Origin of the sequence: Geodermatophilus saharensis, from assembly GCF_900188205.1 — a bacterium.
Taxonomy (GTDB): domain Bacteria; phylum Actinomycetota; class Actinomycetes; order Mycobacteriales; family Geodermatophilaceae; genus Geodermatophilus; species Geodermatophilus saharensis.
This window is the reverse complement of the sequence record NZ_FZOH01000003.1, coordinates 519,330-538,736: the sequence shown is the minus strand read 5'-3', so window position 1 is coordinate 538,736 and position 19,407 is coordinate 519,330. Positions and strand designations below refer to the sequence as shown.

Here is a 19,407-nt window from a genome sequence, read left to right as displayed (position 1 = left end):
GTCAGCCCGACAGCACGACGACGACCCACAGCGACGACGGGGGAGCCGACGCCGGGAATCGCGCCGCCCGCTCCCGCGCGTCGATCCTGCTGCCCGCATCGGGCGCCGCCTGCAGTGGTGTCCGGCCGGACGCCCCGGCGCGACCGCCTCGGCTGACGTCGTCACCGGCTACACGGGGGGAGGGGAGGGACCACCGCCGACCGGCAGTGGCCACCGTCCCGCCGACGCGGCGCCGGCGGTCGGAATCCACCGGGACGGCCACTCGGCGGTGCCGGTGGCGAAGGAGGGCAGCCATCGACGACGGGCAGCGGTCTCGGTGGGTCGAGCCTCGTACCTCCTTGCACCGTTATCCCCAACTACCTCCCGACCACACGACGAAGGCAGAACCAGCCCTGAGGGCAACGGCCCTTGCGGCGCCGGGGGAGCGGTGTCGTCGTGGTGGCCCGGTGGGGCGGGCCCGACGCGCCGGAGAGGTGGCGGTGAGCGACGGGCCGAGGCGGATCCGGTACCTCTGAGCAGGCGCCGGCGCGCGATCCGAGCTCGCACAGCCGCCGGCGAGCGCCGGCGCCACCAGGCCGGGACAGGCGATCGCGGACGACCGGTCCACCGCAGCGTGAGGAACGTCCGGGCTGCGCTCTGGCACCAGCTCGACTCTGTTCCGTTATCCCCAACAAATTCATGACCCACGATGAACGACGACAAAGCCCACCGACGGCGGCGGACCCCGGTCGACGTCCTCCCGGGGGAGGGGAGCCGGGCGCTCGCTGCGCGCGTTCGACCGGTCATCGGGGAATGCGGTCCTGGCACGCTGGCCGGGCCCGCCGCGTCCGCGCGGGCCGTCGCCGGGGGAGGCCGCCGTGGACTGCTCGCTGTACCGCACCGCGGCGTCCGGGGATGCGGTGCGCGCGTGGTGCGAGCACCGGCTGGTCGCCTGGCCGACGGCGCACGAACGGTCGGTGCTGGACACCGGGCTGGGGGAGACCCACCTGGTCGTCGCCGGCCACGGCGACACCACCGTGCTGTACCTGCCCGGGACGAACATGAGCGCAGCCACGAGCCTGCCGGTGCTCTCGGCGCTGGCCGCCCGCCACCGGGTCGTCGCCGCCGACGTGCCCGGTCAGCCCGGGCTCTCGGCCGGGGTGCGCCCCGGCGGTGATCGCCTGGCCTGCTACGGCGCCTGGGTCGGGGAGCTGGTGGCCCACCTGCACGCCGACCTCCTGGTCCTGGTGGGGCACTCCCTGGGCGCGGCGATCACTCTCGCCGCCGAGCCGGACGGAGTGGCCGGGCTGGTGCTGGTCGACCCGGCCGGGATCGTCCGGCTGCGGGTGGGGGCCTCCGTGTTCGCCGCCACCCTGCCCTGGCTGCTGCGGCCGACCACCGCGCGCAGCGCCCGCCTGGTGCGGCAGCTGCACGGGCCCGGCCGCCACCCCGCGGACGACGAGGTCGAGTGGATGACCCTCGTCGCCCGCACCACCCGGACGTCCGCGGCGCCCGGTCCGCTCCCGGCGGCGGTCCTGCGACGCTGGCGGGCGACGCCACGGGCGGTGCTCTCCGGTGAGCGCGACTGCTTCCTGCCCGCGCCCCGCCTCCGGGACGCCGTTCGCCGCCACCTCGACGTGGAGCTTCAGGTGCTGCCCGGGACCGGTCACATGGCGCCCGACGAGCAGCCGGAGGCGGTCGTCGCGGCCGTGGACACGCTCGGCGGCCGGTGAGGGCGTCAGTCGTCGTCCAGGTCGTCGTCCGCCCGTTCGGCCGTCCGCCGCGGCCGGCCGATCAGGCCGGGCAGCGGAGAACGGCGGACGCGGCCGATCAGGGCCTGCCGGAGGAGGGCGAGGGGCTTGGCCGGGCGGTCCTCGAACAGGTAGCGGCGGGCCACCGGGTAGTTGTCGCGTCCCAGGTGCTCACCGTTCGGCGTCCAGCGGAAGGTGAACCCGACATCGGTGAGTGGGGACGTGCGCTTCTCCACCTGCCGGCCCGGGAAGTCCTCATACTGGATCAGGGCGTCGCGGTGGGGCAGGGGCACCGGAGGAGCAGGCAGCAGTCGGCACAGGTCCGCGAAGCTGACCCGCTGGCCGACCTCCCGGATGACGAAACCCCGCACGGACTCGATCCGGCGGGCCGGTCCTCCTCTCGCGGCCGTGTCGGCGGTGCCGATGATCGCGGCCGTGTCACTGAGGATGAGGCGGTCGAGACGGGTCAGGTAGTCCGACGGCTCCCTCTCGTAGTCGTCGCGCTGGAACAGCTCTCCTCCGCAGCTGGCAGCGCGGTAGATGTCCGATCCGCCGTACCGCATGAGGTACATGTGCACGGCCTGACCACCGCGGGAGTGGCCGAAGAAGTAGAACCGCTCGACGTCGATGGCCCCGGTCGCGGAGAGACCCGGCCACTTCCGGTCGAGGAACCGGGGGAGGTGGTCGTGGACGAGTCCGCGGATCCACGGCAGCCCAGGCCCGTCGAACTGCTCGAAGTTGGCGCCGTTCAGCCGGTCGGTGCCGACCTCCTCCTCGCTCGGGAAGTGCGGCGCCACGACGACCAGGTCGTAGGTGCGGGCGTCGTCCTCCCGGAGGGGCAGGTCCAGGTAGTGCGGCCCGCCGGTCGAGGCGATCGTCCTGCGGGTGCCGTGCTGGCTGACCAGGACGCGCAGGGGTCTGCCGTCCAGCGGGCGGCTCCGCGGGATCGCGTAGTGGAACCCGATGCCGTCGAAGACTCCTCGCCCCGTGACGTGGCGCAGGTCGACTCGAGGGGGCGGGAGGACCGGAGGAGGTTCGACCACCGTCCGAGCGTGCCGACGTGGCGTCACCACGGCGTCACCGCTGCACGGTCGATGACGTCCGGGGGATGATCCTCTCGGGCGCTACTTGACATAATGTGCATTATCGGCGCGACGGAACGGGTGCTGAGGAAAGGGTTCTGGATCAGTTGCCCGGCCGGGCGGGTGTCACCGACGGATCCGCCGGGCCGTGCCACGAGCGCCACGCTGACACGACGACAACAAGACGATGACACGACGATGACACGACGATGCCGACGGAGCTCCCGGGCGTTCGCGGGACGGCGACGCCGGCACGGACGCCGCCGGCGGCATCCTGCGACCACGGCCGGCAGACCGGCGCTCACGTCCCGTGCACCCGCTCGTCCCGTGCGCCTGTTCGTCGAGACATCCGCCTCGACCCGCCGGCTGGCTCCGACCCAGGCGCCGACGGCTCGAGATCGCCCGAGACGGCCTCGCGACCGGGCACGCAGGCGGTGGCCGGCCACTCCCCCCGACCTTCTCGGTCACTCGCCATTGCGTCACAGTGACGCAATGGCGGTGGTGTCGGCGGCTTCGACGGGCGGCCTGCCCGGTGCCTGCTTAGGGTCGGGTGCATGGAACTCCGACGTCCGCTCGCTGCCCTCCTGACCGCGCTGGCGCTGTTCGGGGGCGGCGCGACGGTGACCGCCTGCCAGGCAGCCGGGGACGGGCAGAACGACGGCACGACCGACGACAACAGCAGCAACGACAGCGGCGACGACCCGTCCGAGGACTCCCAGGACAACCTGCCCGACAACAGCAACGAGGACCAGGGCAACCCCGAGGACCAGGACGACGACACGCAGGACCCGGACTGAGCCGGACGACGGCGGTGGCCGGGGGACGGATCGGAGGGCGGATCAGCCGGCGCGCTCGGTGACCCAGAGCCGGTCGAGCCGGCCCGTGGAGTGCAGCAGGTCGGCCAGGGACCGCTCGAGCTCGGCCTTGGTGTGGCGCTCGCCGAGCAGGGTCTGCACGTCCTCGAGGGCGCAGCGGAGCTGGAACAGCCGGTCCTGCAGGCCGTCGAGGTCGGCGCGCTTGACGAGCACGACGTCGTCGGACAGGCCGGCCTTGGCCGTCGCCGACCGCTGTTCGTAGGCCCGCTGCCGGCACGCCTGCCCGCAGTAGAGGCGGGGGCGGCCCACCGACCCCGCCTGGGGCAGGACACGGCTGCACCAGCCGCAGCGGCGGTCGGTACCGCTCCCCTGCCCCGCCGTCCGGGGCGCCGGCGCCGGGTGCGCCGCCGGGTGATCCGCCGCCGGGTGATCCGCCGCCGGGTGATCCGCCGTCGGGTGCCCGGCGGGCTCCTTGACCGCTCGCTTCGTCGCCCGTGTCGTGTCGGGCTGCGTCGTCCTGACCGCCTTCCGGACCGTGCGCGCGACCGCGCCGCGGACCTGCTGTTCTGCCACGGACCGGACGCTAGACGGCACCACCGACAGTCCCGGGTGACACGCCCGGGTGAGGCCTCGGAAGGGGCTCGGCGGCGTGTCGGGGCCCGCCGCTAGCGTGTCGCCCGTGCCCTCCGCCCGGTTCGCCTACCTCGACGGGCCGACACCGCTGGCGATGGCCCACCGTGGCGGCGCGATCGAGCACCTGGAGAACACCATGCCGGCCTTCGAGGCCTGCGTGGCGATGGGCTACCGCTACCTGGAGACCGACGTCCGGGTGACCGCCGACGGCGTGCTCGTCGTCTTCCACGACCCGACGCTGGACCGGGTCACCGACCGCACCGGCCGCATCGAGCACCTGACGTGGGCGGAGGTCGCCGAGGCGCGCATCGGTGGCCGCGAGCCGGTGCTGCGGCTGGAGGAGCTGCTCGGCGCCTGGCCCGACGTGCGGTTCAACCTCGACATCAAGGCCGCCGGCGTGCTGGCGCCACTGGTGCGCACGGTCCGCCGGATGGGGATGGCCGACCGCATCTGCCTGGGCTCGTTCTCCGACGCCCGGGTGGCGGCCGCCCGGCGGCTGTTCGGGCCGTCGGTGTGCACGTCGCTGGGCCCGCGCGGGGTGGCGGCGCTGCGGCTGTCGTCGTACTCGCCGCGGGCGGCCGGGCTGGTCCGCATGCAGGCCGGGTGCGCGCAGGTGCCGCTGCAGCTGGGCGGTCGGGCGCTGGTCGACGAGCGGTTCGTCTCCGCCGCGCACGCCCGCGGCCTGCAGGTGCACGTGTGGACCGTGGACACGCCGGAGGAGACGACGGCGATGCTCGACCTCGGCGTCGACGGGATCATGACCGACCGCCCGGCCATGCTGAAGGGGATCCTCCGGACCCGCGGCCAGTGGGTGCCGCGGTGAGCCGCTGGGCGCACCGGCTGCGCACCTGGCGGCCGCCGGCGCCCCCGCTGCCGGACCACCTCGAGCCGGTGCTGCGCCGCGACGACCCCGAGTGGTTCGCCCGGGAGCTGGCGATCGCCGCCGCGCCGCCGTGGCCGGTCTGGCTGTTCCTGCTGCGCCGCTGCTCCTGGCTGGTCGAGCTGTTCGGCCGGGTCGAGGTCACCGGCGCCGTCCCCGAGGAGCTGCGCCGCGGGCCGCTGCTGCTGGCCGCCAACCACGTCGGCGACTTCGACCCCTTCGTGATCGCGGTGGCGCTGCACCGGCTCGGCGTGGTGCCGCGGATCATGGCCACCGGCGGGATCATGAGCGCCCCGGTCGCCGGGCCGCTGCTGGAGCGGGCCGGCGGCATCCGGGTCGACCGCGGCACCTCGCTGGCCCGGCACGCGGTGCGGGTGACCGAGGTCGCGCTGGTGCACGGCGGACACGTGGTGGCCTATCCCGAGGGCCGGGTCGGGCTGGCCCCCGACGGGTGGCCCGAGCGCGGCCGCACCGGCATGGCGCGGCTGGCCCTGGGCGTGCGGGTGCCGGTGCTCCCGGTCAGCCAGTGGGGCGCGCAGGAGGTGCTCGCCTACGCCAACGACGTGACCAAGCTGCGCACCCTGGGGCGCTCGCTGCGGCGGCGCCCGGTGCTGCGGGTGCACGTCGGGCCGCCGGTGTTCCTCGAGGACCTGGAGGTGGGCCGGGTCGGGGACGCCCACCGGGCCCGGATGCGCATCGCCGCGGCGATCACCCGGGGGCTGGTGCCGCTGCGCGCCGCGGGCCGGCCACTGCTGCCCGACCCCACCCGGCCGACGACGGGGGTCGCGGCCTTCCCCGGCGGGATCGTGCCCGACGACGTCCCGTGACCCGACACCGCGGAGCCGGACATTCCGTGACCGGCCGGTGCTGGAGTTGCCCGGCCCCGTTTGGCACCCTGCGCCGGTGACTCCCGACGTCGAGGCAGCGCCCGCCGATCCCGCGCTGCGCCGCGAGCGCTTCGGCTGGTACTCCTACGACTGGGCGATGTCGGTGTTCAACACCAGCGTCACCACCGTCTTCCTGGGCCCGTACCTGACCGGCGTCGCCGAGGACGCCGCCGGCGCCGACGGGCGGCTGCCCTTCCTCGGGCTGTCGATCCCGCCGGGCAGCTGGTTCTCCTACGTGCTGTCGTTCTCGGTGGTGCTGCAGGTCGTCGTGCTGCCGCTGACCGGCGCCGTGGCCGACCGCACCGGGCGCAAGCGGCAGCTGCTCGGCGCGCTGGCCGGCCTGGGTGCGCTGGCGGCGACGTGCCTGTTCTTCGTCGCCGACGGGCGCTACCTGCTGGGGGCGGCGCTGTTCGTCGTGGCCAACGTCGCCTTCGGCGCGGCCACCGTCGTCTACTACTCCTGGCTGCCCGACCTGGCCTCCCCGGACGAGCGCGACGCCGTCTCCAGCCGCGGCTGGGCGTTCGGCTACGTCGGCGGGGCGCTGCTGCTCGCCGTCCACCTGGGGCTGTTCCTGGGCGCGGGGTCGCTGGGGCTGACCGAGGGCGAGGCGGTGCGCATCTGCCTGGCCACCGCCGGCCTGTGGTGGGGGCTGTTCACGCTGGTGACGGTCTCCCTGCTGCGCGACCGGCCCCCGGTGTCCGGGCACGGCGCGGCCACCAGCGGGTTCCGTCAGCTGTGGGCGACGCTGCGGGGGATGCGGGCGTTCCCGCTGACGCTGTGGTTCCTGGGCGCCTACCTGCTGTTCAACGACGGCGTGCAGACGGTGATCTCGCTGAGCGCCACCTACGCCAGCGAGGAGCTGGGCCTGTCGCAGTCGGTGCTCACCGGCGCGATCCTGATGGTGCAGGTGGTCGCCGTCTTCGGGGCGCTGGGGTTGGGCCGGGTGGCGGCCCGCTACGGCGCCAAGCGCACCGTGCTGGGCTGCCTGGTGGCCTGGACGGCGGTGCTGGTGGCGGCGTACTGGCTGCAGGAGGGCGCGGTCGCGCAGTTCTACGCGCTGGCCGCCGTCATCGGGCTGGTGCAGGGCGGCACCCAGGCGCTGTCGCGGTCGCTGTTCAGCCACCTCATCCCGGCCGGCCGGGAGGCGGAGTACTACAGCTTCTACGAGATCAGCGACCGCGGGACCAGCTGGCTGGGGCCGCTGGCGTTCGGCCTGACCTACCAGCTCACCGGCTCCTACCGGTACGCGATCATCAGCCTGGTGGTGTTCTTCGTGGCCGGGTTCGCGCTGCTGGCCCGGCTGCCGATGCGGCGGGCGGTCGTGGCCGCCGGCAACACCCCGCCCGAGCGGCTGTGAGCGGTCCGGCACCGGCGTCGGTGCCGGCGTCGGGGGACCGCCGCCGCTCCCCCGCCCCGGCGCACCTGCGCTTCTTCCACGGCCCCATGGACTGCGGCAAGTCCACGCTGGCGCTGCAGGTCGACCACAACCAGAGCCGGCAGGGCCGCTCGGGGCTGCTGCTGACCCAGGGCGACCGGTCGGCCCGGCCGCAGATCAGCTCCCGGGTGGGCCTGGCGCACGACGCGGTGGAGGTCGACGCCGCCACCGACCTGGTGCTGCTGGTGCGCGGCCGCTGGGCCGAGGGCACCCGGGTGGACTACCTCATCGTCGACGAGGCGCAGTTCCTCACCCCCGGGCAGGTCGACCAGCTCGCCGAGCTCGTCGACGCCTCGCACGTCGACGTCTACGCCTTCGGCCTGACCACCGACTTCCGCACCCGGCTGTTCCCGGGCACCCAGCGGCTGCTGGAGGTCGCCGACGACGTGCAGCGCATCCAGGTGGAGGTGCTGTGCTGGTGCGGCGCGCCCGGGCTGCTCAACGCCCGCGTCGTCGACGGGCAGATGGTGCGCGAGGGCGCCACGGTCGTCGTCGCCGACACCGCCCCCACCCCGGTGCCGGAGGCCGACCCCACCCCCGGGCCCGAGGTGCACTACCAGGTGCTGTGCCGGCGGCACCACGTGCTCGGCCAGCTGGGACCCACCGCGGCCGGCCCGGGGCAGCTCGAGCTGCCCTGAGCCTCGGCGTGGTGCCGTCCCTCCCCAGTCCGGGGGTCGCTGCACGCCCCGATACCACTCCATGCGATGATGGGGAACCGACTCAGCGGAATCTCTCCGCGAAATCCGTCGTTGGTCTCCTTGACTCCCCGCGCGGTGGGTACTGCCTGCTGCGACGAGGACACCTGACCGACACCACCAGCACGAGAGGACGGTGTGCCATGGGCGAGCGTTCCCTGCGGGGCAGCCGACTGGGCAGCGTCAGCTACGAGACCGAGCGGAACACCGCTCCGATCGAGCGTCAGTACGTCGAGTACAAGTGCCCCTCGGGCCACCAGTTCACCGTTCCCTTCGCCGACGACGCCGAGGTGCCCGACACCTGGGAGTGCAAGTTCGACGGGGCGGCGGCCAAGCTGGTCGGCGGCGCCGAGCCGGCTCCCAAGAAGGTCAAGCCGCCGCGGACCCACTGGGACATGCTGCTGGAGCGCCGCTCGGTGGAGGACCTCGAGGAGGTCCTGGCCGAGCGCCTCGAGGTGCTGCGCGGCCGGCGGACCCGCGCCAGCTGACCACGGATCCCCTGCACGACCTTCGTACGACGCGGAACGGCCCCGGTGGGACACCCCACCGGGGCCGTTCCGCGTCCGGGGACCGGTGGGTTCCCGGGCGACCCGTCAGGTGCTGCGGGGGCCGGTGTCGACGACGTCGCCGGCGACCTCGCCCTCGATCACCCGGGTGGCGCCCGACGGGCGCGGGATGGTGGCGCCGGGTACACGGGCGCTGCGCACCCGCACCGGCCCGGCGGGGACCAGCCCCAGCCGCGCGGCGATCCCGCGGCCGACGGCGGCGCGCACCAGCGGGCGGGTGACCGGCAGCAGGCACAGCAGCCCGACCAGGTCACCGAGGAAGCCCGGCAGCACCATCAGCACTCCGCCGACGGCCACCAGCCCGGCGTCGGAGGCCGCCCGTCCCGGCGGCCGGTGCTCCCGGGCGCGCTGCGCCAGCTCGCCCAGCGCCCGGCCACCTTGGCGGGCGAGCAGCGCCCAGCCCAGCACGGTGGTGGCCAGCGCGGCCAGCACCGTCGCGCCCACCCCGATCCAGCCCGCGACCAGTACGAAGACGGCGATCTCGGCGAGGGCCCACAACCCCGCCAGCAGCCGGACCCGGCGTCCTGCGGCTCGTCCCACGGTGTGTCTCTCCCCGGCCCGCTGCGCGGGCGGCCCGGGCCCGCCTACCGGGCCTCGCTGGACCGCCCGCCGTCGCGGACCCGTCCCGGCACGGCGCGGCGGACCCGTCCCGGCAGCCGGTCGGCCAGCCGGTCCTGCAGGCCCCACCACGTGACCCGTACCAACGCCTCTTCAACGATCGAGGCGGTCATCTTGCTCCGCCCGAACTCGCGTTCGCTGAAGGTGATCGGCACCTCGGTCACCCGCGCCCCGGCCCGCACCGCCCGCCAGGCCCAGTCGACCTGGAAGCAGTAGCCCTGGCTGGCCACCTCCTCGAAGGGCAGCCGGTCGACCAGCTCCCCCCGCACCGCGCGGAACCCGCCGGTGGCGTCGGCCAGCGGCAGCCGCAGCGCCCAGCGGGTGTAGAGGTTGCCCACCCGCGACAGCAGCAGCCGCCGGCGCGGCCAGTCCTCGACCCGCCCGCCGGGCACCCAGCGCGAGCCCAGCACCAGGTCGGCGTCCTCCAGTGCGGCCAGCAGCTGCGGCAGCTGCTCGGGGCGGTGGGAGCCGTCGGCGTCCATCTCGACCAGCACGTCGTAGCCGTGCGCGCGGCCCCAGCGGAACCCGGCGACGTAGGCCGGGCCCAGCCCGGACTTCTCCGTGCGCCGCAGCACGTGCACCCGGGCGTCCTCGGCCGCCAGCTTCTCGGCGAGCTCGCCGGTGCCGTCGGGTGAGCCGTCGTCGACGACCAGGGCGTGGGCGGTGGGGACGGCGTCGTGCAGCCGGTCCACGACGGCCTCGAGGTTCTCCACCTCGTCGTAGGTGGGGATGACGACGAGGACCCGCGGCGCGGCGCTCACCGGCCGCTCCGGCGGGTGCGCAGCGCGGGGACGGCGACGGCGAGCACCGCGGCGGCGCCGAGCGCGCTCAGCGCCCACTCCGGAGCGGCGCCGAGGCGCGCGGCGACGGTGGTGGAGTCGCGCTGGGCGACCTCCTCGACGAACACCGCCGGGGTGAACAGCTCCGAGCGGCGGACCAGGGAGCCGTCGGGGGCCACGACCGCGGAGATGCCGCTGGTGGCGGCCACGACGACGGTGCGGCCGAACTCCACGGCCCGCAGCCGGCTGGCGGCCAGTTGCTGCTCGCTCTCGTCGGTGTAGCCGAAGGTGGCGTTGTTGGTCTGGACCACGAGCATGCCGGCGCCGGCCTCCACGGTGTCGGCGACGAGGGAGTCGTAGACCACCTCGAAACAGATGACGTCACCGACCCGCGCGCCGCCCATCTCCAGCACCCCGACCTCGGTGCCGGAGGTGAAGTCGCGGCGGACGAGGTCGACCTTGTCGCTGAAGAAGCGGAAGAAGGCGCGGGCGGGCACGTACTCGGCCAGCGGCACCGGGTGGCGCTTGACGTAGGTCGCACCCGGCCCGGTCCGCGGGTCCCACACGATCCCGGTGTTGGACAGGTACTCCCCCGGCCCCTCCACCACCGCACCGACCAGCAGCGGCGCGCCGATCGCCGCGGCGGCGCGGCTGATCTGCGCCGCGGCGTCGGCGTTGGTGTAGGGATCGATGTCGGAGCTGTTCTCCGGCCAGACGACCAGGTCCGGCTGCGCCCGCTCACCGGCGGCGACCGCCTCGGCCAGCTCCAGGGTGCGCTGCACGTGGTTGTCCAGCACCGCCCGGCGGCGGGCGTTGAACTCCAGCCCGGCCTCGGGCACGTCGCCCTGGATCACCGCCACGGTGCGGGTCGGGCCGCCGTCGGTGAGCGAGGGGCCGGGCAGCGGCAGCCACGCGGCCGCCCCCAGCAGGGGGACCGCCGCCGCGCCCGCCAGCGCCGCGGCCGCCGCCCGCCGGGCGGGCCGGCGGCCCCCGGCGGCGGTGGCGGTGGTGGTGCGGGACCGGGCCAGGGCCAGCACCGCGGCGGCCAGCAGCGTGCCGGTCAGCGCCACCGCGAAGGAGACCAGCGGCACCCCGCCGTAGGCGGCCAGGGCGAGCAGCGGCCCGTCGGTCTGGCTGGTGCCCAGCCGGCCCCAGGGGAACCCGCCCAGCGGCACGCGGCCGCGCAGCGCCTCGTCGGCCACCCACAGCGCCGCGGTCCACAGCGGCCACCAGCGCAGCCGGGACACCGCCGCCGTCGCCGCGCCCAGGACGGCGACGAACAGCGCCTGGGAGACGGCCAGCGCCAGCCAGGGGAAGGCGCCGACGTAGACGCCCGTCCAGGACAGCAGGGGGACGAAGAACGCCAGCCCGCACACCAGGCCCAGCCAGGCGCCGACCCGGGCGCGCTGCCCGTGCACGGCCAGCGCGAGCGCCGCGGGGGCGAGCACCGCCAGCGGCAGCAGCGCGTACCCGGGGAAGGCCAGCAGCGCCGCGACCCCGCCGGCGGCGGCCAGCAGCGTGCGCCCGGCCAGCTCCCGCCACGCCGGCCACCCCCGCTTGGCCCGACCGGAGCGCTCGGGTGCGCCGGAGGCGGCGTCGAGCGTGCCCGCCGCGGCTGCTGGTGGCACCGCTGCCCTCCCGGCGACGTCGTGCCGCGGACCCGCGGCTGCCCTCGCGCCCGGGCGCGGCCGCGGGCACGGACCACGGCGTGGTCCACCGACCAGCATCCCATCCCGCGGTGCCCGACCGGGCGCACGACCGGCGGCGGTCCCCCGTGCGTGCGGTGACCGCACCTGAGGTGTCCACCCGCTACAGCGACAGGACCTCCCCGGCCACGACCAGCTGCGCGCACGCCGGCCGGGCCCGCGAGCCCAGCACCGACGCCAGCGCGGCGTCGGTGGCCCACAGGGCCAGGTCCGCCGGCGCGCCGACGGCCAGCGGCCCGGCCGGGGTCTCGGCGCGGACGGCGTGCCAGCCGCCGTGGGTGGCCGCGTCGAAGGCGTCGAAGGGGCGCAGGCCCGCGCCGGGGGTGCGGTGGTCGACCGCGGCGTGCACCCCGCCCCACGGGTCCAGCGGTGTCACCGGGGCGTCGCTGCCCAGCGCCAGCGCGACGCCGGCGTCGGCCAGGTCGGCGAACGGGTTGGTCGCCAGCGCCCGGGCCACCCCCAGCCGCTCGGCGTACATGCCCGCGTCCCCGCCCCAGGCGGCGTCGAAGGCCGGCTGCACGCTGGCCACCATCCCCCAGGCCCGCATCCGCTCCACCGCCTCCGGGCCGGCCATCTCCACGTGCTCCAGCCGGTGCCGGCAGCCGCGCACCGCGGCCGCGCCGAGCTCGGCCACCACCGCGCCGACGGCGTCGAGGACCTGGTCGACGGCGGCGTCGCCGATGCAGTGGAAGCCCGCCTGCACGCCGGCCACCGTGCAGGCCCGGACGTGGCCGACCAGCGAGGCGGTGTCGAAGCGCAGCGCCCCGGCGGTGTCGGGGCGGTCGCGGTAGGGGCTGCCCAGCGCCGCGGTGTGCGAGCCCAGGGCGCCGTCGCAGAACAGGTCGCCGCCGGCGCCGGCCAGGCCGAGGTCGGCGACCAGGTCCAGCCCGCCGCGCTCGGCGAGCTCCCCCCAGTAGCCGACCACCCGCGGTCCGGGGCGCTCGGCGGCCAGGGCCAGCAGCGCGCGCAGGTCCGCGGCGCTGGACACCTCCGGCCCGGCCATCTCGTGCAGGCTGCCGATGCCCAGCCGGGCGGCCTCGGCCAGCGTGGCGGCCTGCGCGGCGGCACGCTGCGGTGCGCTCACCGCGCCGTAGGCGGCCTGCCGGGCGGCGTGGTGGGCGTCCAGGCGCAGCTGCCCGTCGGCGGAGAAGCCCGGCAGGCCGGCGATCCCGGGCACCCGGTCCAGCAGCGCGGTGGACACCGTGGCCGAGTGCACGTCGACCCGCGCCAGGTACGCCGGCCGGTCGCCGACGACGGCGTCGAGGTCGGCGCGGGTGAGGCCCCGGCCCTCCGGCCAGCCGGTCTCGTCCCAGCCCGTGCCCAGCAGCACCCCGGCCGGAGCGCTCGCCGCGGCCGCCGCGACGGCGGCCAACGCGTCGGCGAGGCTCGACCTCGAGTGGAGGTCGAGGCCGGTCAGCGCCAGCCCGGTGGCGGTGGCGTGCACGTGGGCGTCGACGAACGCCGGGGTCAGCAGCGCGCCGTCCCCGGGCAGCACCCGCCCGGCGGCCGGGGCGTCGCCGGCCGCGCCGAGCCAGGCGATCCGCCCCCCGACGACGTGCACCGCCCGGCCGGGACGGTCGCCGACGGTGACGTCGCGGATCAGCAGGTCGGGCGGGGCGTTCATGGCGCTGAGCATGCCGCCGCCCCGGGAGCGGCCCCGCTCCGGGTGGCTCCTGCTCCGGGTGGCCGGGGCCCGGTGCCGGCGGTAGGCAGGACCGGTGCCCGACGGGGAGCTGCTGACCACCCGGTTGCGGCTGCGCGCGTGGACCACCTGCCGCGACGACCTCGCCCGGCTCACCGACATCTACGCCCGCCCCGAGGTCACCCGCTGGCTCGGCGGCACCCCCTCGGTCGGGCCGGTGGAGCTCGTCGGCCGGTGGGCCGAGGTGACCCGCGCCGACCCGCGCTTCGGGTGCTGGGCGATCGAGGTCCGCGGTGAGCCGCCCGTCGTCGCCGGCACCCTGCTGCTCAAGCCGTTGCCCCACGGGGTCGGGGAGGTGGAGGTGGGCTGGCACCTGCACCCGGACTGCTGGGGGCGCGGCTACGCCACCGAGGCCGCACGCGCGGTGGTGGAACGGGCCTTCGGCGCCGGGCTGCCCGAGGTCTACGCCGTCGTCCGGCCCGGCAACACCGCCTCGGTCGCCGTCTGCCGGCGGCTGGGCATGCAGCCGCTGGGCCGCATGCGCCGCTGGTACGACGTCGAGCTGGAGGCGTTCCGGCTGATGGCCCCGCCGGTGGTCGACTGACCCGCCCGGGCACCCGCCCTCGGCTCAGGCGGCCGCCGGTGGCCGGCGCCGGCCGGTCAGCCGGGCCCGCAGCCGCGCCCGGCGCCGGGAGCGCACCCGCCGGCCGGCGGCGTCCTCGACGTCGCGCGCCGCGGCCTCCGCCAGGGTGGGCGCCGTGCCGCCCAGGTGCGCCGGCACCCACCACCGGTCCTCCGGGCCGGCCGGCTGCTGCGGATAGGTCCGCTGCGCCTCGTCCAGCAGTGCCTCCATGGCCACCCGGGTGCGGGCCAGCAGCGCCGCCGGGGTCTCGCCCGGCTGGGGCACGATCGGCTCGCCGACCAGCACCGTGACCGCGCGGCCGCGGGTCAGGTCGACCGGGCGCTTCTTGGTGGCCACCCGGTGCCCGCCCCACACGGCGGCCGGCAGGATCGGCACCCCGGCCTGGACGGCCATCCGCGCCGCCCCGGCCTTGAGGTCCTTGACGGTGAAGCTCTGGCTGATCGTCGCCTCGGGGAAGACGCCGACGACCTGGCCGTCCTTCAGCGCCCGCACCGCGGCGTCGAAGGCGGCCGCGCCGGCCGTGCGGTCGACCGGGATGTGCTGCATGGCCCGCATGAACGGCCCGGTGAACCAGTGCCCGAACACCGAGGCCTTGGCCATGAACCGCACCAGCCGGTGCTGCGGCAGCGCGGCGAGGCCGAGGAAGGTGAAGTCCAGGTAGCTGACGTGGTTGCTGGCGAGCACCGCCCCACCCGACGGCGGCACGTGCTCGCAGCCGCGGACGTCGAAGCGCAGCCGCAGCAGCCGGAAGACCACCAGCGCCAGCCGGATCACCAGCCGGTAGGGACGGTCGCGCGGGTCCGGCCGCGGCCCCAGCAGCCCCCGCCGGACCACGTCCCGCCAGCTCACCGTGTCCATGGCCGGACCCTAACCGCACCGCCTGGGGACTTCCTGACGGCCGCTCAGGCCAGCGTCAGGTCCGCGGCCGCCCGCACCACGGCCGCCAGGTCCCCGGTCCGGCGGTGCACCCGCCGCTGCAGCTCCGCCCCGGTACCCCGGTCCAGCACCGCCGCGACGCCGTCGGCGACCCGCTGCCGGTCCCCGGTCGCCTCCAGGGCGGGCCCGAGGTGCGCCAGCAGCGCCCCGACCACGTCGGCGGCCGGCGCCGGCCGCCCGGTGCGCGGGTGCACCAGGTCCCCGCTCGTCCCCGACCGGCCCGCCCGCCACGCGGCCACCCGCAGCACCTCCGCGCGCACCGCCGGCACCGCCGTCCCGGCCCGCCACTCCTCCGCCGCGGTGTCGACCAGCGCACGCACCAGCCCGGCCAGGGTGACCGCGTCGGCGACCCGCAGCGCGACGTCGGCCACCCGCACCTCCACCGTGGGCCAGCTGCGCGACAGCCGGGCGTCGAAGTACACCTGGCCGGCGTCGACGATCGTCCCGGTCGCCACCAGGTCCTCGACCAGCCGGTGGTAGCCGGCGGCGTCCCCGAAGGGTTCGGCGGCTCCCGCCGAGGGCCAGCGGCTCCACTCCTGCGACCGGTAGCTGGCATAGCCGCTGTCCGCGCCGAGCCAGAACGGGGAGTTGGCGCTCAGCGCGGTGAGCACCGGCAGCCACACCCGGATCCGGTCGAGCACGGCCACGCCCTCCTCGTCGTCGGCGACCGACACGTGCACGTGGCAGCCGCAGGTCAGCTGGTCGCGCGCGAGCAGGCCGAAGGTCTCCTCCATCCGGCCGTAGCGTCGCCCCGGCGTCGGCTCCGGGGCGACGGCGACCGGCGAGCTCGCCAGCGCGGCCACCCGCGCCCCGACCGCGCGGGCGGCCGCGTCGGCCCGGCCCCGCCAGGAGCGCAGCTGCCGGTCGACCTGCCCCAGCTCGCTGCACACGGCGGTGCCCAGCTCCAGCTGCTGCCGCTTGAGCTCGGGCACCAGGTGCCCCGTCGAGCCCTCCGCGTCGCCGCCGAGCTCGTGCTCCTCCGGGGTCTCCCCCTCCCCGCGGCGGGAGGCCACCTCGAGCGCCTCGGGCCCCAGCGGCACCGGCGTCCCGGCCGGGTCGACGACGAGCAGCTCCTCCTCGACCCCCACCGTGCGCACGCGGACATCGTTCCGGCGCGACGGCGGCACCGCACCGGGGCGCCTCCCGGACCGGGATCGGGTCGACCGTGGCGGCGCTGCCGGAGTCCCGAGGGTCCCCCGGGGGCCGGTCGGGCCTGCTCGGTCGAGTGCTGGCTGTGTCGTTGCTCGCGGTCCTGGTTCTTGCGTCTGTTATTGATTCGTATACTTAGGGATAACGGTTATGATGAGAGGGTGAGCCGGACGTGGCAGGGCCCCCTCCCGGAGATGCCGTCGGTGCCCGCGGCGCGCGAGTGGGCCCGCCTGGAACCCCCCGAGGGCTACGCCGTGCAGTGGCGGCGGCTCGTCGACGCCGCGCTGGAGCTGGGGCTGGGCCCCGAGGAGCTGGCGAGCGGCGGGATGGACGACGTCGCCACGGCCCGCGGCTGGAAGCCGGCCACCGTCACCCTCTACAGCAAGGTCGCCCGCTACGGCGGTGTCCCGCTGCCGACGCCACCGACCCCCGAGCCCGACCCCCGCAGCCTGGACCTGCGGCCGTTGACCGAGGTCCGCAGCGAGCAGCCCGAGCACCTGCGCACCGTCGTCTGGTGCGCGATCGCGCTGCACTGGCCGGCACCGGTGGGCACCTTCCGCGACCTGCGCCGCGACCAGGTGCACCCGACCGGTCGGCGGCTGGTGGTGCGCACCGACGACGGCGAGTGGGCGGTGCCCGGCGCGCTGACGGCCTGGCACGCCTGGGAGACGGTCCGCAACCGGTTCCCCGCGCTGGCGGCGAGCGTGTGGGTGCTGCCGGCGCTGCGCCGCGGCCCGGGCTTCGCCTCCGAGGTGGGCGGCCGGCTGTCCAGCCAGGCGCTGCAGGTCACCTTCGCCAAGCACGCCGTGCGCACCGCGCTGTACCTGCGCGGGTCGACCACCGGCCGGCGCCGGCAGCAGGCCGAGGCGCTGGCCGCGGTCTACGAGACGCTGTCCTACGACTCCTACCGCCGGCTGGCCCTGGCCGCCGGCACCGAGCCGGTGGCCCCCCGCGGGGCCGTCCGGGCCGAGCGGGCCGCGCGCGCCAACCGGGCGTCCGCGGCCCCGGCGACGCCCGCGGACTGACCCCTCCCCTCCCCCGCGCGGCTCAGAGCAGCGACAGCTGCCCGGGGACGCCCTCCGGCGGCGGCGCCGCGCGCCTCCTGCCGCGCTGCACCGGCCGGACCTCCCCGGCCGGTGCCAGGCTGCCGGCCGGGAACGCGGCCTCGCCGTCACCGGGCACCCCCAACGGCGGCTGCCCGGCCCGCGCCTGCGCACTCGCGTGCCGGTCCAGGCCGTGCCGGCGCAGCAGCGGCCCCACCCGCTCGGTCAGCCACGAGCGATAGTCCGCCGGCACGTAGGCGCCGCCCCGGTAGAGCTGCCGGTAGCGCGGCACCAGGGCAGGGTGCTCGCGCGCCAGCCAGGCGGAGAACCACTCGCGGGCACCCGGACGCAGGTGCAGCGGGACGACGGTGACACCGGTGGCGCCCGCCGCGGCGACGGCCGCCAGGGCGGCGTCGAGGTCGGCGAGCCGGTCGGTCAGGCCGGGCAGCACCGGCGCCAGGAACACCCCGCACGGCAGGCCGGCGTCGGTGACCGCGCGGACCAGGTCCAGCCGGGCCCGCGGGGAGGGCACCCCGGGCTCGAGGGAGGCGTGCAGGTCGTCGTCCCAGATGGCCAGCGAGACGCCGAAGCCCACCGGGACGTCGCGGGCGACCTCGGCCAGCAGCGGGACGTCCCGGCGCGCCAGCGTGCCCTTGGTGAGGACGGACAACGGCGTTCCGGAGTCGGCCAGCGCGCGGATCACGCCCGGCATCAGCCGGTAGCGCCCCTCGGCGCGCTGGTAGGGGTCGGTGTTGGTGCCCAGCGCCACGTGCTCGCGGCGCCACGACGGCCGGGCCAGCTCCCGCCGCAGCACCTGCACGAGGTTGGTCTTGACGACGATCTGCGTGTCGAAGTCGCGGCCGCTGTCGAGGTCCAGCCACTCGTGCGTCGACCGCGAGAAGCAGTACACACACTGGTGGAGGCAGCCCCGGTACGGGTTGATCGTGTAGCGGAACGGCATCCGCGAGTCGGCGGGCACCTCGTTGAGCGCCGACCGGGCCAGCACCTCGTGCAGCGTCACCCCCGGGAACTCCGGTACCTGCACGCTGCGGAGCAGACCGCGCGCGCTCGGCATGCCCGGCAGCAGCGTCCCGTCCTCGGCGTCCAGCCGCTGCCCCTCCCACCGCACGCACCGATGCGAACACACGTTCGACGGGATGTCCAGTCGCCTCCCCGGGTCCCCGTTGCGGTCCGGCTTGGCGGCGGTGTTGGTCGCAAGTTGGGGATAACGGTCAGGAGGGGTCCGGGGTGCTCCGGCGGCGGTTGGCCTCAGCTCCCGCCCGTCGGTGCCGGGACCGGCGGCGGCCGCCGCTCGGTGCGGGTGAGCAGCACGACGCCGACCACGGCGACCAGCCCGGCCGGCCCCCACACCAGCGCGTGCCCGGGCTCGAGGTGCTCCCCCAGCAGCAGCCGGGCCGCCGGCACCGCGGCCAGCGGGTCGACCACCACCAGGGCCGGCAGGGACCAGCTGAGCGAGCCGCGGCCGTAGGCCTGCTGCGCGCCGACCTGGGCGACGATCGACGCCACGACGGCGCCGTAGGGCTCCGGCCGCAGCAGCGCGGCGGCCGGCCCGTCGGCGGTGAGCACGCCGAGCGCCGCCGAGACCAGCACCGCCGCCACCCCGGCGGCCAGGCCACCGGTGACGCCGCAGGCCAGCGCGGCGGCGCTGCCGGAGCCGAGCCGGGCGGTGAGCGCGACGGCGAGCAGCACCACCGCGACCGCGGCCACCGACGCCCACGCCGGCGGCGGCCCGCCCGTCGCCCGGCCCGGGCGGGCCGCCACGACGAAGACCACCAGCCCGCCCACGGTGAGCAGCGCACCGGTCCACTCCCGGCGGCTCGGGGACCGCCGCGTGCGCACCGCCCGCACCCCGAGGGCGGCGACCAGCTCCCCGGCGAGCAGCGGCTGCACCAGCGACACCGGGGCGAGGGCGAGCGCGGCGACCTGGGCGCCGGTCCCGCTCGTGGTGGTCGCCTGGCCCAGCAGCCAGGTGCGCTGGCGCACCATCGCCCGCATCCGCAGCCGCCCGCCGGTCGCGGCCCGGGCCGCCGCCTGGTGCTGCAGCACCGACCCCACCCCGAACAGCACCGCGGCGAGCAGGGCCAGCAGCGTGCCGGGCAGGTGCTCGCCGACCCCGCGGCCCACGTCGGCTTCCGACACCGGTCCTC

General features: G+C 76.5%; 19 protein-coding genes. 9 read left to right on the top strand and 10 right to left on the bottom strand.

Translation table 11 applies throughout. The annotated features are described in order from the left end of the window. Positions 1-857 precede the first annotated feature (857 nt). Positions 858-1,712, top strand: coding sequence for an alpha/beta fold hydrolase (locus CHC04_RS10480; protein ID WP_089403826.1), 855 nt, complete (start codon positions 858-860; stop codon positions 1,710-1,712). Positions 1,713-1,717: 5 nt separating this feature from the next. Here CHC04_RS10480 and CHC04_RS10475 read toward each other — a convergent pair whose 3' ends face one another. After that, the gene (locus CHC04_RS10475) at positions 1,718-2,773 is read right to left on the bottom strand and encodes a hypothetical protein (protein ID WP_089403825.1); all 1,056 of its coding nucleotides are present in this window, start codon (positions 2,771-2,773) and stop codon (positions 1,718-1,720) included. Positions 2,774-3,366: 593 nt separating this feature from the next. Between CHC04_RS10475 and CHC04_RS10470 the strand changes: the two genes are divergently transcribed. Beyond that, positions 3,367-3,609 (top strand): hypothetical protein, encoded by a 243-nt coding sequence (locus CHC04_RS10470; RefSeq protein ID WP_089403824.1) that lies wholly within the window; start codon positions 3,367-3,369, stop codon positions 3,607-3,609. Positions 3,610-3,651: 42 nt separating this feature from the next. Here the strand turns inward: CHC04_RS10470 and CHC04_RS10465 are convergent, their stop codons facing one another. Next, the gene (locus tag CHC04_RS10465) at positions 3,652-3,936 is read right to left on the bottom strand and encodes a hypothetical protein (protein WP_089403823.1); all 285 of its coding nucleotides are present in this window, start codon (positions 3,934-3,936) and stop codon (positions 3,652-3,654) included. Between the two features lie 370 nt (positions 3,937-4,306). On the opposite strand from CHC04_RS10465, the gene CHC04_RS10460 reads away from it, so the two are divergent. The 5 genes from CHC04_RS10460 to CHC04_RS10440 all read left to right on the top strand — a co-directional run bounded on the left by CHC04_RS10460 (position 4,307) and on the right by CHC04_RS10440 (position 8,645). Then, a complete protein-coding gene (locus CHC04_RS10460) occupies positions 4,307-5,083 on the top strand; it encodes a glycerophosphodiester phosphodiesterase family protein (RefSeq protein ID WP_217897289.1) in 777 nt (258 codons plus the stop codon). Continuing rightward, positions 5,080-5,967, top strand: a complete 888-nt coding sequence (locus tag CHC04_RS10455; RefSeq protein WP_089404045.1) for a lysophospholipid acyltransferase family protein — start codon at positions 5,080-5,082, stop codon at positions 5,965-5,967. The genes CHC04_RS10460 and CHC04_RS10455 overlap by 4 nt, the downstream gene beginning before the upstream one ends. A gap of 76 nt (positions 5,968-6,043) precedes the next feature. Continuing rightward, positions 6,044-7,384, top strand: coding sequence for an MFS transporter (locus tag CHC04_RS10450; RefSeq protein WP_089403822.1), 1,341 nt, complete (start codon positions 6,044-6,046; stop codon positions 7,382-7,384). Next, positions 7,381-8,100, top strand: coding sequence for a thymidine kinase (locus tag CHC04_RS10445; protein ID WP_089403821.1), 720 nt, complete (start codon positions 7,381-7,383; stop codon positions 8,098-8,100). The genes CHC04_RS10450 and CHC04_RS10445 overlap by 4 nt, the downstream gene beginning before the upstream one ends. 200 nt (positions 8,101-8,300) lie before the next feature. Further along, a complete protein-coding gene (locus tag CHC04_RS10440; RefSeq protein WP_073419820.1) occupies positions 8,301-8,645 on the top strand; it encodes an RNA polymerase-binding protein RbpA in 345 nt (114 codons plus the stop codon). Between the two features lie 105 nt (positions 8,646-8,750). Here CHC04_RS10440 and CHC04_RS10435 read toward each other — a convergent pair whose 3' ends face one another. The 4 genes from CHC04_RS10435 to CHC04_RS10420 form a co-directional block, all read right to left on the bottom strand. After that, positions 8,751-9,263, bottom strand: a complete 513-nt coding sequence (locus tag CHC04_RS10435) for an FxsA family protein (RefSeq protein WP_089403820.1) — start codon at positions 9,261-9,263, stop codon at positions 8,751-8,753. 44 nt (positions 9,264-9,307) lie between these two features. Next, positions 9,308-10,102 (bottom strand): polyprenol monophosphomannose synthase, encoded by a 795-nt coding sequence (locus tag CHC04_RS10430; RefSeq protein WP_089403819.1) that lies wholly within the window; start codon positions 10,100-10,102, stop codon positions 9,308-9,310. Beyond that, positions 10,099-11,748: an apolipoprotein N-acyltransferase gene (gene lnt / locus CHC04_RS10425; RefSeq protein ID WP_217897288.1), complete on the bottom strand. Its 1,650-nt coding sequence runs from the start codon at positions 11,746-11,748 to the stop codon at positions 10,099-10,101. Before lnt ends, CHC04_RS10430 begins: the two co-directional genes overlap by 4 nt. Before the next feature lie 181 nt (positions 11,749-11,929). Further along, a complete protein-coding gene (locus CHC04_RS10420; protein WP_245817102.1) occupies positions 11,930-13,450 on the bottom strand; it encodes an amidohydrolase in 1,521 nt (506 codons plus the stop codon). A gap of 94 nt (positions 13,451-13,544) precedes the next feature. On the opposite strand from CHC04_RS10420, the gene CHC04_RS10415 reads away from it, so the two are divergent. Then, positions 13,545-14,072 (top strand): GNAT family N-acetyltransferase, encoded by a 528-nt coding sequence (locus CHC04_RS10415; protein WP_089403817.1) that lies wholly within the window; start codon positions 13,545-13,547, stop codon positions 14,070-14,072. A gap of 24 nt (positions 14,073-14,096) precedes the next feature. Here CHC04_RS10415 and CHC04_RS10410 read toward each other — a convergent pair whose 3' ends face one another. Continuing rightward, entirely contained in the window at positions 14,097-14,969 is an 873-nt protein-coding gene (locus CHC04_RS10410) for a lysophospholipid acyltransferase family protein (RefSeq protein WP_089403816.1), read from the bottom strand. A 44-nt stretch (positions 14,970-15,013) separates the two neighbouring features. Then, positions 15,014-16,144, bottom strand: coding sequence for a carboxylate-amine ligase (locus CHC04_RS10405; RefSeq protein ID WP_089403815.1), 1,131 nt, complete (start codon positions 16,142-16,144; stop codon positions 15,014-15,016). A 213-nt stretch (positions 16,145-16,357) separates the two neighbouring features. On the opposite strand from CHC04_RS10405, the gene CHC04_RS10400 reads away from it, so the two are divergent. After that, the gene (locus CHC04_RS10400; RefSeq protein WP_089403814.1) at positions 16,358-17,221 is read left to right on the top strand and encodes a hypothetical protein; all 864 of its coding nucleotides are present in this window, start codon (positions 16,358-16,360) and stop codon (positions 17,219-17,221) included. A gap of 22 nt (positions 17,222-17,243) precedes the next feature. On the opposite strand, the gene CHC04_RS10395 is transcribed toward CHC04_RS10400, so the two are convergent. Further along, complete coding sequence (locus tag CHC04_RS10395; protein ID WP_089403813.1) at positions 17,244-18,368, bottom strand: Rv2578c family radical SAM protein; 1,125 nt, start codon at positions 18,366-18,368, stop codon at positions 17,244-17,246. A gap of 140 nt (positions 18,369-18,508) precedes the next feature. Next, positions 18,509-19,399: a DMT family transporter gene (locus CHC04_RS10390; RefSeq protein WP_141233755.1), complete on the bottom strand. Its 891-nt coding sequence runs from the start codon at positions 19,397-19,399 to the stop codon at positions 18,509-18,511. Positions 19,400-19,407: the final 8 nt, after the last annotated feature.